The sequence below is a fragment of the Paenibacillus cookii genome (assembly GCF_018333375.1).
Lineage (GTDB): Bacteria > Bacillota > Bacilli > Paenibacillales > Paenibacillaceae > Paenibacillus_AQ > Paenibacillus_AQ cookii.
Window position 1 is genome coordinate 48,734 of sequence record NZ_BORW01000010.1, and the last position, 16,056, is coordinate 64,789.

At 52.2% G+C, this 16,056-nt stretch carries 17 protein-coding genes; all 17 read left to right on the plus strand.

Annotated features, from left to right (window positions below; all coding sequences use genetic code 11):
* The first annotated feature begins 13 nt into the window (after nt 1-13).
* The 17 genes from wecB (at nt 14) to KI367_RS11775 (ending at nt 16,016) form a co-directional block, all read left to right on the plus strand.
* Nucleotides 14-1,174 carry a non-hydrolyzing UDP-N-acetylglucosamine 2-epimerase gene (wecB, locus tag KI367_RS11695; protein WP_212949791.1) on the plus strand — a complete coding sequence of 387 codons (1,161 nt, stop codon included), beginning with the start codon at nt 14-16 and terminating at the stop codon, nt 1,172-1,174.
* A gap of 178 nt (nt 1,175-1,352) precedes the next feature.
* Nucleotides 1,353-1,607 (plus strand): AtpZ/AtpI family protein, encoded by a 255-nt coding sequence (locus KI367_RS11700; protein WP_036706388.1) that lies wholly within the window; start codon nt 1,353-1,355, stop codon nt 1,605-1,607.
* Nucleotides 1,600-1,977: an ATP synthase subunit I gene (locus KI367_RS11705; protein ID WP_212949792.1), complete on the plus strand. Its 378-nt coding sequence runs from the start codon at nt 1,600-1,602 to the stop codon at nt 1,975-1,977. Before KI367_RS11700 ends, KI367_RS11705 begins: the two co-directional genes overlap by 8 nt.
* 31 nt (nt 1,978-2,008) lie before the next feature.
* Nucleotides 2,009-2,812 carry a F0F1 ATP synthase subunit A gene (atpB, locus tag KI367_RS11710; RefSeq protein ID WP_212949794.1) on the plus strand — a complete coding sequence of 268 codons (804 nt, stop codon included), beginning with the start codon at nt 2,009-2,011 and terminating at the stop codon, nt 2,810-2,812.
* An 83-nt stretch (nt 2,813-2,895) separates the two neighbouring features.
* Nucleotides 2,896-3,120 (plus strand): F0F1 ATP synthase subunit C, encoded by a 225-nt coding sequence (gene atpE / locus KI367_RS11715; protein ID WP_036706394.1) that lies wholly within the window; start codon nt 2,896-2,898, stop codon nt 3,118-3,120.
* A 129-nt stretch (nt 3,121-3,249) separates the two neighbouring features.
* Nucleotides 3,250-3,738 carry a F0F1 ATP synthase subunit B gene (atpF, locus tag KI367_RS11720; RefSeq protein ID WP_212949796.1) on the plus strand — a complete coding sequence of 163 codons (489 nt, stop codon included), beginning with the start codon at nt 3,250-3,252 and terminating at the stop codon, nt 3,736-3,738.
* Entirely contained in the window at nt 3,735-4,283 is a 549-nt protein-coding gene (locus KI367_RS11725; protein WP_036706400.1) for a F0F1 ATP synthase subunit delta, read from the plus strand. The genes atpF and KI367_RS11725 overlap by 4 nt, the downstream gene beginning before the upstream one ends.
* 16 nt (nt 4,284-4,299) lie before the next feature.
* Nucleotides 4,300-5,814 (plus strand): F0F1 ATP synthase subunit alpha, encoded by a 1,515-nt coding sequence (atpA, locus tag KI367_RS11730; RefSeq protein WP_036706402.1) that lies wholly within the window; start codon nt 4,300-4,302, stop codon nt 5,812-5,814.
* Nucleotides 5,815-6,183: 369 nt separating this feature from the next.
* The gene (gene atpG / locus KI367_RS11735; protein ID WP_036706404.1) at nt 6,184-7,050 is read left to right on the plus strand and encodes an ATP synthase F1 subunit gamma; all 867 of its coding nucleotides are present in this window, start codon (nt 6,184-6,186) and stop codon (nt 7,048-7,050) included.
* A gap of 113 nt (nt 7,051-7,163) precedes the next feature.
* Nucleotides 7,164-8,567: a F0F1 ATP synthase subunit beta gene (atpD, locus tag KI367_RS11740; RefSeq protein WP_212949798.1), complete on the plus strand. Its 1,404-nt coding sequence runs from the start codon at nt 7,164-7,166 to the stop codon at nt 8,565-8,567.
* Between the two features lie 53 nt (nt 8,568-8,620).
* A complete protein-coding gene (locus KI367_RS11745) occupies nt 8,621-9,031 on the plus strand; it encodes a F0F1 ATP synthase subunit epsilon (RefSeq protein WP_036706408.1) in 411 nt (136 codons plus the stop codon).
* Between the two features lie 558 nt (nt 9,032-9,589).
* Complete coding sequence (locus KI367_RS11750) at nt 9,590-9,847, plus strand: DUF1146 family protein (protein ID WP_036706410.1); 258 nt, start codon at nt 9,590-9,592, stop codon at nt 9,845-9,847.
* Between the two features lie 391 nt (nt 9,848-10,238).
* Nucleotides 10,239-11,582 carry a UDP-N-acetylglucosamine 1-carboxyvinyltransferase gene (murA, locus tag KI367_RS11755; protein WP_212949800.1) on the plus strand — a complete coding sequence of 448 codons (1,344 nt, stop codon included), beginning with the start codon at nt 10,239-10,241 and terminating at the stop codon, nt 11,580-11,582.
* A 462-nt stretch (nt 11,583-12,044) separates the two neighbouring features.
* The gene (gene spoIID, locus KI367_RS11760; protein WP_212949802.1) at nt 12,045-13,385 is read left to right on the plus strand and encodes a stage II sporulation protein D; all 1,341 of its coding nucleotides are present in this window, start codon (nt 12,045-12,047) and stop codon (nt 13,383-13,385) included.
* A gap of 100 nt (nt 13,386-13,485) precedes the next feature.
* Nucleotides 13,486-14,232, plus strand: a complete 747-nt coding sequence (locus KI367_RS11765; RefSeq protein ID WP_036715044.1) for a M23 family metallopeptidase — start codon at nt 13,486-13,488, stop codon at nt 14,230-14,232.
* Nucleotides 14,233-14,536: 304 nt separating this feature from the next.
* Entirely contained in the window at nt 14,537-14,818 is a 282-nt protein-coding gene (spoIIID, locus tag KI367_RS11770) for a sporulation transcriptional regulator SpoIIID (RefSeq protein WP_036715046.1), read from the plus strand.
* Between the two features lie 199 nt (nt 14,819-15,017).
* On the plus strand, nt 15,018-16,016 hold the full coding sequence (locus KI367_RS11775; protein ID WP_036715062.1) for a rod shape-determining protein: 999 nt from the start codon (nt 15,018-15,020) through the stop codon (nt 16,014-16,016).
* Nucleotides 16,017-16,056 lie beyond the last annotated feature (40 nt).

The following is a 16,056-nucleotide window of genomic DNA, read 5'->3' on the forward strand; positions in this document are numbered from 1 at the left end:
GAGGTTAGAGTTCATGTCTAAAATAAAAGTGATGACGATTTTCGGCGTGCGGCCGGAAGCGATCAAGATGGCTCCGCTCATTCTGGAGCTGGAAAAACATCCCGAGCATATCGAATCGGTGGTATGCGTGACCGCGCAGCATCGCCAGATGCTGGATCAGGTGCTTGACGTGTTCAAAATCAAGCCGGATTACGATCTCGATGTCATGAAGGACCGGCAAACGCTGAACGAAATTACCATCCGCGTGCTGGAGGGGCTCGAGCCCGTGCTTCGCGAAGCGCAGCCCGACATCGTGCTGGTGCATGGCGACACAATGACGACTTTCCTTGCCAGCTATGCGGCATTCCTGCAAAAAATCCAGGTAGGGCACGTGGAGGCGGGACTCCGGACTTGGAACAAGCTTTCCCCGTATCCGGAAGAGATGAACCGCCAATTGACCGGCATCCTCGCGGATCTTCATTTTTCGCCGACGGATTGGTCCGCGGGCAACCTGAAACGGGAGAACAAAAACGAATCAAGCATTTATGTCACAGGCAACACCGTTACCGATGTGTTTCAATATACGGTACAGCCGGATTACACGCACCCGGTCCTTGAATGGGCGGCAGGCAAAAGGCTGATCCTGATGACGGCGCACCGCCGCGAATCGCAAGGGGAACCGCATATGAACATTTTCCGCGCGGTCAAACGGATTGCCGACGAATTCGAGGACGTCGCGATTTGCTATCCGGTGCATCTGAGCCCCGCGGTGAAGGAGCCGGCCCACGCCATCCTTGGCGGCCATCCGCGAATCAAGCTGATCGACCCGCTGGACGTGGTGGACCTGCACAACTTCTATCCTCATACCCATCTGATCCTGACGGACTCGGGCGGGCTTCAGGAAGAAGCACCTTCTTTCGGCGTGCCGGTTCTCGTGCTCCGCGATACGACCGAACGTCCCGAGGGCATCGAGGCAGGAACGCTTGAGCTGGTGGGCACGGACGAGGAAAAAGTGTACGAGCGCACCAAAACGCTGCTGACCGACCAGGCGCTTTACGAATCGATGAGCAAGGCGGCGAATCCTTACGGGGACGGCAAGGCGTCGGAGCGGATCGTTCAAGCGATTTTGCATCATTTTGGTATCCGAAAAGAACGTCCGGAACAATTTCACAGAATGTTCACAAAGGAAAGTTGAACCAACATTCTTGAGGCAAAGAGTACAGCATACAGTTAAACTGTACGGTTTGCACGGTTTTGCGGCGTTTTGCTGTGATGATTTTCATAGTTTCGGGCAAAAATGACATTAATCCGCTCAATTGACAAACTCTTGTGACATTCAGTAAAATGAACAGGGATTATGAGGGTGGACTATAATGAGTAAACCTGAAAAGCCGCGTAAAACCAATAAAAACGTTGCAACCCCAATGAAATATATCGGACTTGCAAGCGCAATCGGAATTGATCTGGCAGCGTGTACTTTAGGGGGCTTTTATTTGGGCTCCTGGCTGGACAAGATCTTGGGAGGGCCCGGACTTTGGATCGCTTTCGGCGTTCTATTCGGACTCCTTATCGGCGGCGTAAGCGTTTTTATAATCACCAAGGCAGTCCTGGGGGAAAGTGATGAATGAAATATGGAAATACCGCAGGGTATTGACCAGAACCACGCTTTATTTTCTTGCCCTATGCTTTTTGGGTGCTGCTTTCTTTCCCGATTACAAGAGCATTGCGCTCGGGATGGTGCTTGGCGCTACCGTCAGCCTGCTGAATAGCTTCTATCTGGGCTATAAGGTGCAGAAGGTGACCGATGCGGTCGCAAACGGAGAAAGCAAAAGAGTGAACATGGGGTTCTTGACCCGCGCAGCGGTAAGCGTGCTGGCCGTCATACTCGCCTATCAGAAGCCGGAAACGTTTAATTTGTACGCCGTCGCGGCTACCCTGATCTTATCGCAGTTCCTTCTCTTATTTATAGGAATTCGATTGTCTCGCAAAGAAGAGTAGATTGCTCAACTGAGAAAGGGGTGAGAAAAATATGCATGAATCACCGATTATTGAATTGGGCGGCATTCCAATTGACCTTTCCATCGTTCTCATGCTCATTGTGACATGCGTGATCGTGTTTGTCATCGCGAAACTGGCAACTCGAAATTTGTCTGTCGAAAATCCGGGCAAATTGCAAAACTTCATGGAATGGGCAGTTGAATTCGTTCAAAATCTGATTTCAAGCACGATGGACTGGAAAAAAGGGAAGCATTTTCTGTCCCTTGGTCTCACTTTCATCATGTTTATCTTCGTAGCGAACTTGCTAGGCTTGCCGTTTGGTATCGTAACCGACTATCACGGCGCCGAACATGCGCACATTTTCGGCAAGGAGATCGTCTCCGTAAAAGAGGCCTTCGAGAAAAATCCGGAACTGGAGGAAGTTGGAGTCGCTTGGTGGAAATCCCCGACGGCCGACGCTTCCGTGACAATGGCGCTCGCGTTGATCGTTTTCCTGTTGTCGCATTTCCTCGGCATCACGAAAAATACGAAGAATTATTTCAAACACTATTTTCAGCCATACTGGTTCTTCTTCCCGATCAACGTCATCGAACAGTTCGCGAAACTGCTCACGCAGGGCATGCGTCTATTCGGTAACATCTTTGCGGGCGAGGTGCTCATTTCGGTATTGCTGAAACTGACTGCGCTTGGTGCGGCAGGCTGGGTGGCTTCGGCGCTCGGACTCGTGGTATGGCAAGGATTCAGTATTTTCGTCGGCGCGATCCAGGCCTTCGTATTTACGATCCTGACGATGGTGTACATCTCGCAAATGATCGAGTCGCATGACGAACATTAGCTTCAAAGTTAAGCTTGGAGTAAGGCTTCACTTAACTCAACATAAATACAAACAAAATACACATCTCTAAGGAGGATTTACAAATGGGAGTTTGGGCATTTTTGGCAGCTGCTATCGCAGTAGGTTTGGGCGCGCTTGGCGCAGGTATCGGTAACGGTTTGATCGTATCTAAAACGGTTGAAGGGATCGCTCGTCAACCAGAAGCAAAATCCACTCTGCAAACGACGATGTTTATCGGTGTTGGTCTGGTCGAAGCACTTCCAATCATCGGTGTCGTACTCGCGTTCTTGTTCTACGCAGGAGCTTAATTTAACACAAGCAGGGTTTGGCGGGGAAGGCCACGGCCATCCGCGCCTTCTTTTTAGCCGTGAGAATTATGGTCTTTCGTAAACGAGAGTGAACGGCAGTGCACGTGCACCGGAAAGGAGTGACTAAGATTGAGTATTAACATCCCGTCTTTTATACTCGCGTTGATCGCATTTGTGATTTTGTACCTGCTTCTCAACAAATATGCTTTCGGACCGCTCTTTTCCATCATGGAAAAACGCCGTGAGCTGGTGATGTCGCAGATGAACGAAGCTGCGCAAACCCGCGATCAGGCAGTCGCTTACGTAGAGGAGCAGAAGAAAGCCCTCGAGGCGGCTCGCAAGGAAGCATACGAGATTATCGAACAATCCAAGCAAACGAGCAGCAAACAGGCCGACCAGTTGATGGCGCAGGCGAAGGAAGAAGCGGCCCGCATCAAAGAAGAAGCCGTCCGCGACATCGCCAGCGAAAAAAACAAGGCGGTTCAGGAGCTGCGCAACGAAGTGGGCGCCGTTTCCGTGAAGATCGCTTCCAAGCTGCTTGAGAAGGAAGTCAGCAGCGAAGGCGTGCAGGAAGAACTGGTGGACCAATACCTTAAAGAGGTAGGGGGCAGACCATGAGCCGGGAAACGATAGCAGCCAAGCGTTACGCAAAGGCGCTGTTTGAAGTGGCTGCAGGGCAGCAGAAGACGCTGGAAGTGGAGCAGGAGCTGAAAGCCGTCGTGGAAGCCATCGCGCAAGACAACGACGTGCAGCAGTTTATCTCTACACCCAACATTTCCGTGACAGTAAAACTGGATGTGCTGAAAAAAGCCCTTCAAGAAAAAGTATCCCAGCCGGTCATCAATACCGTAGAACTGCTCATTGAGCGGGGCAGAGCTGATATCCTCCCGGATCTTCTGGAAAGCTATATCCGGATCGAAGGTGAAAGCCTCGGAATTGCGGATGCGACAGTGTACTCCACTTATCCGCTGAGTGAGCAGGAAAAAGGGACCGTTGCTGCACAATTTGGAGCTTTGGCCAACAAAAAAATCCGCGTGACGAACGTGATCGATAAAAGCCTGCTCGGCGGCGTAAAAGTCATCATCGGCGACAAGCTGTATGACGGAAGTCTGGCAGGGAAGCTGGAACGGCTTGAAAAGTCTTTTAACAGACTAGCACAGTAGATAGGGGTGAAGACACTTGAGTATCAGACCTGAAGAAATCAGTACGCTGATTAAAAGTCAAATTGAACAATATAAATCAGAGATCGAGGTATCCGAAGTCGGTACCGTTATTCAAGTTAGTGACGGTATTGCCCGCGTTCACGGGATCGACAACGTCATGGCCGGCGAGCTCGTGGAATTCGAGAACGGTGTCGTAGGCCTTGCGCTGAACTTGGAAGAAAGCAACGTAGGTGTCGTCATCCTCGGACCTTACACGGAAATCAAAGAAGGCGACCAAGTGAAACGTACCGGGCGCATCATGCAGGTTCCCGTAGGCGAAGCGCTGCTCGGACGCGTCGTGAACCCGCTTGGTCAACCTCTCGACGGCAAAGGACCTATCGAAGCATCCGAATTCCGTCCTGTAGAAAACAACGCTCCGGGCGTTATCGACCGTAAATCGGTACATGAACCGATGCAAACCGGTATCAAAGCGATCGACGCCATGGTACCGATCGGCCGCGGCCAGCGCGAGCTCATCATCGGCGACCGTCAAACCGGTAAAACGCAAATCGCGATCGACACGATCATCAACCAAAAAGGCAACGGCGTAAAATGTATTTACGTTGCGATCGGCCAAAAGCAATCCACGGTTGCTCACGTCGTAGAAAACCTTCGCCGCCATGGCGCCCTGGAATACACGATCGTCGTTACGGCGTCGGCTTCCGAGCCGTCCCCGCTCTTGTACATCGCTCCTTACGCCGGCTGCGCAATGGGCGAATATTTCATGTACAAAGGCGAGCATGCCCTGATCATCTATGATGACTTGTCCAAACAAGCAGCGGCATACCGCGAACTTTCCTTGCTGCTCAAACGTCCTCCGGGCCGCGAAGCTTATCCTGGTGACGTATTCTACCTGCATTCCCGCTTGCTGGAACGCGCAGCGAAGCTGAGCGACGCGCTCGGCGGCGGTTCCTTGACCGCGCTGCCGTTCATCGAAACGCAAGCTTCCGACGTATCGGCTTACATTCCGACGAACGTCATCTCGATTACGGACGGTCAGATCTTCCTGGAGTCCGAGCTCTTCTATGCCGGCCAACGTCCGGCGATCAACGTGGGTATCTCCGTATCCCGCGTAGGTAGCTCCGCTCAAATCAAAGCGATGAAAAAGGTTGCCGGCGGTATGAAGCTCGACCTTGCCCAATACCGTGAGCTTCAAGCGTTCTCGCAATTTGGTTCCGATTTGGATAAATCCACGCTTGCCCGCCTCAACCGCGGTGCCAGACTGATGGAAATCCTGAAGCAGGGCGTTAACCAGCCGCTCAAAGTCGAGCAGCAGGTAGCGAGCTTGTATACGGCTGTCAGAGGCCATCTGGACGACATTCCGGTGAGCGACATCCGCCGCTTCGAAAAAGAATTCCTGGCGTTCCTGGAAAGCAACCATCCGGAAATTCTGGCGTCCATTCGCGACACTAAAGATCTTGTCGCTGACAACGAAGCAGCCTTGAAGGATGCCATCGCGAAATTCAAGAGAGGCTTTGCTGTGACGGCGTAAGTCATAACATGAACCGGGCCGCAAGGCTCGGATTCATCTTTTTCAATGAATGCGAACATGCTTTGGCACAGGTTCCGAAGGCGCGGGAATACAGCCTCCGGTCCTGGGCCAAAAAACGGATAAATGCTGTTATGACCGGCTTGGCTATAGCTAGCAAAATGCTTACGAAGTAACTTTGGCTCCGCCAAAGTTCAGCCTATGCTTACGAAGTTAGCTTTGGCTTCGCCAAAGCTAAGCAAATGCTTACGAAGTAACTTTGGCTCCGCCAAAGTTTAGCTTATGCTTATGAAGTAGCTTTGGCTTCGCCAAAGCTAAGCAAATGCTTACGAAGTAACTTTGGCTCCGCCAAAGTTTTGAGGTGGTGAAAACATGGCAAGAGGATTGCGTGAAATCAAACGTCAGATCAAGAGTATTCAAGGTACGAAGCAAATCACGAAAGCGATGGAAATGGTCGCCGCCTCCAAGCTGAGAAGAGCCCAGGAGATGGCGCAGCATGCCCGTCCTTACTCCGATAAGCTGAAAGAAGTGGTGTCCAGCATCGCTTCCGGTACGAAAGGCATCAAGCATCCGATGTTCGAAAAACGCCCTGTGAAAAAGACCGGTTATCTGGTAATCACCTCGGATCGCGGTCTTTGCGGCGGGTATAACTCGAACATTTTGAAAGCAGTGATGTCCACGATTAAAGAGAAGCACAAGTCCAAGGACGAATACGTGATTTTCGTTATCGGGCGCAAAGGCCGTGACTACTTCCGCCGCCGCGAAATGCCGGTTGTCGAGGAGGTTACGGATCTGTCCGATACGCCTTCCTTCTCGGATATCAAATCCATCGCTTATGCAGCGGTACGTCAGTTCGAAGAGTCCAAAATCGACGAACTGTTTATCTGCTACAACCGTTTCGTGAACGCACTGACTCAAATCCCTGAAGTAAATCAGCTCCTGCCGATGGAAAACATGGAAACGCAGTCGACCGGCGTAACGGCAAGCTACGAATACGAGCCTTCTCCGGAAGCCGTGCTCGAGGCGCTTCTGCCAAGATATGCCGAAACGCTGATCTTCAGCGCGCTGCTCGACGGTAAGGCGAGTGAGCTCGGATCGAAAATGACGGCGATGGGCGCTGCAACGAAAAACGCAACCAAGCTGATCAACGAACTGACGCTTACGTACAACCGTGCCCGTCAGGCTGCCATTACTCAGGAGATTACCGAGATCGTGGCCGGAGCGAACGCTCAGGCATAAGTAGAACGTTTTTGTACCAAATGACAAACCATGAACGGATTTTGGCGTAAAGCTGCCTGCAGCTTACGATGAAGGTTTGCATAGAAGCAGACTTGTAGGAGGGAACAAAAAAGATGAACAAAGGACGCGTAGTCAGCATTATGGGTGCGGTTGTCGACATCGAGTTCGAAAGAGGTCAACTTCCGGAAATCTACAATGCGATCAAAATTGAGGGCACTGTCGCTGGCGGACGCCAAATCGACCTGACCCTGGAAGCTTCAAACCATCTTGGCGACAACATGGTACGCTGCATCGCCATGTCCTCCACGGATGGTCTGGTTCGCGGCATGGAAGCCGTCGACCTTGGCGCTCCAATTACCGTGCCGGTAGGAAGCGCGACGCTTGGCCGCGTATTTAACGTACTCGGAAAGCCGATCGATGAGGCGGGAGACGTTTCTACGGAAGTGACCAGCCCGATTCACCGTGAAGCTCCTAAATATGATGAATTGTCCACGCAAGCCGAAATGCTTGAAACGGGGATTAAAGTTATCGACTTGTTGGCTCCTTACCAAAAAGGCGGTAAGATCGGTCTCTTCGGAGGCGCGGGCGTAGGTAAAACCGTCGCCATCCAGGAATTGATCCACAACATCGCGCAAGAACACGGCGGTATTTCCGTATTCGCGGGCGTCGGCGAACGTACCCGTGAAGGTAACGACTTGTACCATGAAATGAGCGATTCCGGCGTTATCTCGAAAACGGCGATGGTTTTCGGACAAATGAACGAGCCTCCGGGCGCGCGTCTTCGCGTTGCGTTGACAGGTTTGACGATGGCCGAATATTTCCGTGACCAAGAAGGCAAGGACGTGTTGCTCTTCATCGACAACATTTTCCGCTTTACGCAGGCCGGTTCCGAAGTATCCGCTTTGCTCGGCCGCATGCCTTCGGCCGTAGGTTACCAGCCTACGCTGGCAACGGAAATGGGTCAGCTGCAAGAGCGTATCACATCCACGAAAAAAGGTTCCGTAACGTCCATCCAGGCGATTTACGTTCCTGCGGATGACTATACCGACCCGGCTCCGGCAACGACATTCGCCCACTTGGACGCAACGACCAACCTGGAGCGTAAAATTTCCGAGATGGGTATTTACCCGGCGGTGGATCCGCTCGCTTCGAGCTCCCGGATTTTGACGCCTGAAATCGTAGGCGAAGAGCACTACAACGTTGCTCAAGGCGTTAAGCAGCTTCTTGCCCGCTATAACGAGCTTCAAGATATTATCGCGATCCTCGGTATGGATGAATTGAGCGAAGAAGACAAGCTGATCGTAGCGCGTGCCCGTAAAGTACAACGCTTCTTGTCTCAACCGTTCCACGTTGCGGAAGCATTTAACGGCATGCCGGGTACTTACGTGCCTGTAAAAGAAACGGTCCGCAGTTTCAAAGAAATCCTCGATGGTAAACACGATGATCTTCCTGAAGCAGCTTTCCTCTTTGTAGGAACGATTGAAGAAGCGGTAGAAAAAGCAAAAACACTGGAATAAGTCCTGCGCGGGGGCGTTAAGCTCCCGGTGAGAGCTGTTCAGGAGGGATGAAAGTGAGTACCTTTATATTGGAAATTGTGACGCCGGATCACTTGGCATATTCCGGAGAGGTAGAAAGCCTGACGGTTCGGGGTGTGGAAGGCGATCTCGGCATCTTGCCGGGACACATTCCGATGGTAACCCCACTTCAGGTCGCTCCGCTTACCATCAAAACTGGCAATAAAACCAGTCAAATTGCGGTGAACGGCGGCTTTGTGGAAGTCCGCAAAGACAAAGTGGTTGTGCTGGCGGAAAGTGCCGAAGCAGCCGAAGAAATCGATTTGCAGCGTGCGCAAGCCGCTAAGGAACGTGCGGAACGCCGTTTGGCCAATGCCGACAAGCAGGCCGAAATCGATTATCGCCGTGCGGAATTGGCCTTGCAAAAGGCGATCAACCGGATCAATGTTCATAGCAACAACAAATAAATAAGCTGTTCAGCCCGTCTCATAGGTTTTGAGGCGGGTTTTTAAATGACCGGAGCGTATGATATGCGGGAAAGTTATCGAGGACGCCTGTTTGTAACAGGGCTTACCTTTGCCTATGGGGCCTGTCTAAGACGGATCATATGCCCGATTCTTCCTGTTCAGGTGCCAAAACCAATTTGAGCCTCGCCCTGAATGTTCCTGTTTTAGCTTGGATTGACATGAAAACGGAAATAAGAGGTTGCTTGTTTTGGTGATTTATAGAATGCAAACTTCATATTGGAATTGGATTTAGGAGAAAACGATGCCTCTTGTGTCGAAAAGCGCGAATATATAGGATTTTTTATCCTTTTTCAAATATATTTCCGAGGAAATGACGAATGTGGAGAAGCAAAAGAAAGCCGTTCTCTTTTGATCTAAAAAAGGTATTCCTTTTTTTGGATTGAAAGTTTTCGAAAAATTACGGTTTTGAAGCTGGATTCTTGAACCAAAGCCAAGTATTATATAATAGTTCAGTCGAACCTTTGCGGAAGCAAATCCTACAGGAAAGGTGGAGTAGCCATGGATTCCAATTTTGCAAATAACCTGGTCGGCAGTTTGGGCGTAACGGGCTTGATCTCGATGATTGTCTCGCTGGTCTGCATTGGACTGTCTTGGTGGGCTCTGCAAAATTTAAAGCTGGATTTGTTCATCCGGTTTCCGAAGAGTCCCCAAGGCAAACTGCTGCATTTGCTGCTGGCCATTATTTTGGGACATTTCGTCGCGAAATTCCTGCTGGATTACTTGAACTGGAGCCAAATGATCAAATACATGTTTTAACTTGACGGTATGTGGTTATAACCCCATTAGGTTATCCTGCAAGACAGGAAGTCGAATGAACGGAAAACTTGTCGAATAATAACATTTTTTTATGTCAACAATGAGTATAACGGGATTTATAGCTTGTTCTAACCCCCCTTTCGTATCGGCTGCCCGGGGTCTGACATTGCAGATTCGGCGCACATCGGTATCCCTCCGTATTCATGAAATGATTCGGCCAAATTGAAAGTAGGTCTTAAGACACAAACCAAGCTGTGTTCTGGGCCTCATTCGTCAAAAAACGCTTGTATCCTTGAAATGGTCGGTGTTAAGATGGAGGTTAGGGAATTCACAATGTGTTTTCTAATAAATACAGAATTTGCGGAAAAAAATGGACGCGGAGGGAATCATGATGAGCAAATTTATCGTCCGCGGTGGCAATAAACTGACCGGAAGCGTGAAAGTCAGCGGAGCAAAAAATTCAGTTCTTCCGATCATCGCTGCCTCTCTTCTTGGGGAAGAAGGAGTAAGCGTCATTCATGACGCACCTCCTCTTGACGATGTAATTACAATCAGCAAAGTGTTGGAATCCATAGGTGCAGGCATTACATACGACAACAATGTAATGAGGGTTGATGCCCAAGCTATTTCCTCTTGCGAAGCGCCTTACGAATGGGTGCGAAAAATGCGTGCGTCTTTCCTGGTTATGGGTCCCTTGCTTGCTAGAATGGGGCATACGCGGATTTCCTTGCCGGGCGGCTGCGCCATTGGAACGAGACCGATCGACCAGCACTTGAAGGGATTTGAAGCTTTGGGCGCCGAGATCAGTCTCGGGCAAGGTTATATTGAAGCGAAAATCAACGGCAGACTGCGCGGGGCTAAAATCTATTTGGATGTGGCAAGCGTAGGCGCTACTGAAAATATTATGATGGCAGCTACCCTGGCGGAAGGGGTAACCATCATCGAAAATGCGGCAAAAGAGCCGGAAATTGTCGATTTGGCAAACTACCTGAACGGCATGGGCGCCAAAGTTCGCGGCGCGGGTACGGGCGTGATCCGGATCGAAGGCGTCGAGAAGCTGCACGGCACGGAACATACGGTCATTCCGGACCGGATCGAAGCCGGCACGTTTATGGTCGCTGCGGCGATCACCGGCGGCGACGTGTACGTGGAAGGCGCGATTGCGGACCATCTTGGTCCGGTCATCTCCAAAATGGAGGAGATGGGCGTCACGATCGAAACCGACGAAAACGGAATCCGCGTAACGGCGAACCATCCGCTGAAAGCAGTCGACATCAAAACCCTGCCTTATCCAGGATTCCCTACCGACATGCAGGCGCAAATGATGGCGCTGCTGCTTAAATCGGAAGGAACGAGCGTCGTCACCGAGACGGTGTTCGAGAACCGGTTCATGCATGTGGACGAATTCCAGCTCATGAATGCGGAAATCAAGGTTGAAGGCCGCTCGGCCATCGTAACGGGCGGAGCCAACCTGAAAGGCGCCAAAGTATGCGCAACGGATTTGCGTGCCGGTGCCGCGCTTATCTTGGCGGGCCTCGTTTCCGAGGGGACGACCGAAGTAAGCGGAACGCATCACATTGACCGCGGATACGTGGATCTGGCGGAGAAGCTGTCTGCGCTTGGCGCCGATATTTGGCGCGTTTCCGTCGACGAGCCGGTGCTTGAACCGGCCAAGAAAAAAGTGGAGCTGGAAGAAGAGGTTCCTCTGTTCAAAGTCCAGCCGACTTGGGTATAACTGTTTTTATTTCTTATTCATGAAGTAAAAAATAACATTGTACTGGAATCGAGCAAGAACTTGGACTGGAACAAAACATGAAGTACGTGTTTTTGGGAAGAAGGCCGGGCCCGTGAGGGTTCGGCCTTTTTTGCGTTTCGATCGTTTTGCAGAATTCTCGTCTCCCGTTTCTTCAATATAGAAGAGAAGCTGCAAGCGGAAGAAACCATGTATGCGATGCGTGCGACGATCGGGTGAAGCTGCGGTTTTCTGCATGAACGTGCCGTTATGTTCGGGGCATATGAATCTTCTTTTCTCTTAAAAAGGAGTTCTATCATCCAAATTGGGGTCATAACTATACGTATCGGGATTGTTGAGAGGCGAAATAGCTGGAGGAATCCGACCACAATCCCTTACGCAAGCCGAATGCCGATGACATTCTACCAATAGCGGTTGATCCGAACCAATGGAGGTTGAAAGAATATGAACGATCCTCGCACGCAAATCAGAGTTTCCGTCGGGCAGCGCCGCCAAGCTGCGGAGCCCGATCATGCGATACATCAGGAGGGCTGCCGGGAGCGCAGCCCGGCCGCCAGCCCCCGGCAGCACCTGCGGGTGCTGCCGGCTCCCGAGGCGCAGCCGCCGCAGGCCGCTGCGCCGGAAATGCCGGAGCCGCGCGAAGCGCTCCGGCAAGGGCCGGGCGCGCCCGCAGGCGCCCGGCAGGAGCCCGGGCGGCGGCCATGGGCCCCGCCGCCTCCCGCGCGCGGCCGCGGCAAAGCCTGGCGGCCGCAGGGACCGGGCAGCGCCCGCAGGCTCCGCCCCGCCGCCATGTGGGCGGGCGGGCTGCTGACGCTGGCGCTGCTCATCCCGGCGCTTGTGGTGGCAACGCACCAAAAGCCGGATCCCGCGCCGGCGCCGATTCCCGCGCCGGCCGCCCCGGTTGTGCCGCAGCAGACGGCACAGCCGCAGGTGTCCGTTTATCTAACGAAGACGGGCCAGGTGGAGAAGCTGTCGCTCGAAGATTACGTCGTTGGCGTCGTCGCGGCGGAAATGCCCGCCGAATTCGACCTTGAAGCGCTTAAGGCGCAAGCGGTCGCGGCCCGCACCTTTATTGTCCGCAGGCTCGCGGACGGGGATAAAAGCGGCGTTCCCGGTTTGCAGGCGGACGTGACCGATACGGTAGCCCACCAGGCTTACATTTCCCAGGCCGAGCTGGCGGCCAAATGGAAGGAAAAACCCGAGGAGCTGGCGAAGCTGAAACGGGCGGTGGAAGAAAGCCGCAACACGATCATGACCTATAACGGCAAACCGATCACCGCTTCGTTTTTCTCTACCGGCAACGGGTACACCGAAAATTCCGAAGACTACTGGAGCCAGAGCATCCCGTACCTGCGCAGCGTCGCCAGTCCATGGGACGAGCAGGCGCCGGGTTACAAAGAGACCGTTCAAATGAGCATCAAGGATTTTTTGACCAAGCTCGGATTGGCGGACAAGGCGGTTCCGGCTTCGGCGACGGGAGAACACCGGCCTTTTATCCACATCCTATCAACGACCGAAGGGCATCGGATCAAAGAGATTTCGATCGGGGGCGAAACGTTCACCGGCCGCGAAGTGAGAGAAAAACTAGGGCTGCGCTCCAGCGAATTCAGTTGGAAGACTTCCGGCAGCGACGTGTTGATTACGACGTACGGGTACGGCCATGGCGTAGGCATGAGCCAGTGGGGGGCGGAAGGCATGGCGAAGGAAGGATACACCGCCACGCAAATCCTGAAACATTATTATACCGGCGTCCAATTTTCGAAAGCTTCCGATTTTGTAAAATGAGACTCCGAAAATGGGCCGATAGATTTTTTTCAAAAATAATATAAGAGATACGTATAAAAGGTTTGACCCCGGTAACAATGATTACTGAGGTGATAACCATATGAATGAACAAAACAAAAGTAGTCAAAACCATGGAGAAACTCCTAAAAAATCACAGGGAGAGCTGGTAAACCAGCCGTCTGCATGGAAAAAGCTGTTGTCCAAACGGTGGGTATACCCGGCAGCTTACGTGGCCGCAGCAGCAATTATACTAACCTTAGTTTGGGTCTACCAGGATGCCAGCATGAAGAACCTTCCGCAAGACCCTGCTAAAGTGTCGGAAACCGCAAACGCGCCTGCTGCCGGCGAAACCGGCAAGGACGCCAAACAAGACAAAGCCGTTGAAGTGACCGCAACCGTCGAAGACATGGCATGGCCGGTGGCCGATGCCAAGGAAATCAAAGTCGTGAAGCCGTTTTTTGAGGAAGATGGCACGCCGGAAAACAATCAGGCAGCCATGGTGCAGTACAATGACACGTTTATGCCGAACGTCGGCGTCGATCTCGGACGCGAGGACGACAAAGCTTTTGAAGTCAAAGCAGCGCTCGGGGGCAAAGTCACCCGCGTGGAGCTGAATCCGCCGCTCACCGGCACGGTCATCGAAATTACGCATGACAACGACGTCAAAACGGTGTATCAATCCCTTTCCGACGCCAAAGTCAAAGAAGGCGACACGGTGAAGCAGGGCGATACGATCGGTACGGCCGGCCGCAGCGAACTCGAAAAAGACCTGGGCAACCACCTGCACTTCGAAGTGCATGAAAAAGGAGCGCCGGTCAATCCGGAAGAGCTTCTTCCCAAAAAATAATTAAAGCACGAGGAAAGGCAGGGAAATCCCCTGTCTTTTTTTTTCGTCCATTCCTTTGCTTCGCGTTTCATGCCGGTCCTTCATACGGCGCAGCCTTTATTGGGAACCGGGACGATGCATCCTTTTCCGGAGCCCGTCAAAGCGCTCGGTCGGCTCCGAAGCCAAGGTCCCGTTTTCCTTAGGTTTTTTGCATGCAGCGAAAAATAAATAGGCCTAAAGGAGCTTGTCAGCCCTCCAAAGCGCGAATATATAGGCACGCCCCTCATATAATGTACCAAACTATCCACAGTAGGGAGGCGGGAACGTGCACGATTACATCAAGGAACGGACTATTAAGATTGGACGTTGTATCGTGGAAACGAAGCACACGGTCCGGACTATAGCCAAGGAATTTGGCGTATCAAAAAGCACTGTGCATAAGGACTTGACCGAGCGGCTGCCGGAAATCAATCCTGATCTGGCTGACCAGGTCAAACACATACTCGAATACCATAAGTCGATCCGTCATCTACGGGGAGGGGAAGCGACAAAAATCAAATACAAAAAGACGAAAAAACGCGAAGCCGTGGCGTCGGCCAAATCGTAACGATTGGCTGGTCCAAAAGCGCCTTAAACCATTGAATCCGTCCCCTGAAGTATGATATGTTAAAAGATGGTATGAGGTCGAAAAATGTGATCCCTGCTTCCCTATATACATAATTCCTGCCGCATCTTGTCGAAAAGGGACTTCTTAAGGCTCAGGGACTCTTTTACCATAAAATATGACTTTGGGGGCTCTTTTCATGATGTTTAGCAAGGATATTGGAATTGATTTAGGTACGGCTAACGTTCTGATCCATGTCAAAGGGAAGGGGGTTATCCTTGACGAACCTTCCGTAGTGACGATTGAAAGCGATACGAAAAAGGTGCTTGCCGTCGGCGAGGACGCCCGCCGGATGGTGGGACGCACGCCGGGCAACATCGTGGCCATCCGTCCGCTTCGCGACGGGGTCATTGCGGATTTTGCCATCACCGAGGCGATGCTGAAATATTTTATCGGACGTGTGGGTGCACGCGGCTGGAGCAGCCGCCCCCGCATCCTGATTTGCGCGCCGACCAACATCACGTCGGTCGAACAGAAGGCCATCCGCGAGGCGGCCGAGCGCAGCGGGGCCAGGGACGTCTTTTTGGAAGAGGAACCGAAGGCCGCGGCGATCGGAGCCGGCATGGACATCTTCGAACCGAGCGGCAATATGGTCGTCGACATCGGCGGCGGCACGACGGATGTGGCCGTGCTTTCCATGGGCGACATCGTAACGGCATCTTCTATTAAAATGGCGGGGGACAAGTTTGACGAGTCCATCGTAAAATATATCAAAAACAAATATAAACTGTTGATCGGCGAACGTACTTCCGAGGATATCAAAATCAAGATCGGCACGGTGCGTCCGGGGGGACGCAAGGATGAAATGGATATTCGAGGGCGCGACATGGTTTCGGGACTTCCGCTCACGGTCACCATTTCGTCGGACGAGGTTCAGGAGGCGCTGTGGGAGCCCGTTTCCTCCATCGTCGCTGCAGCCAAGTCGGTTTTGGAACGGACACCGCCCGAATTGTCGGCGGACATTATCGACCGCGGCGTCATATTGACAGGCGGGGGAGCGCTGCTGAACGGACTGGACGAGCTTCTCTCCGAAGAACTCCGCGTTCCGGTATTGATTGCCGAAGACCCGATGCATTGCGTCGTCAAAGGGACGGGCATCATGCTGGACAATTTGGACAAGGTGGTTAAGAAAACGGTCTGAGCGTCCGATAAAAAAGTATAGGATCGCGGGCCGTCAGGCC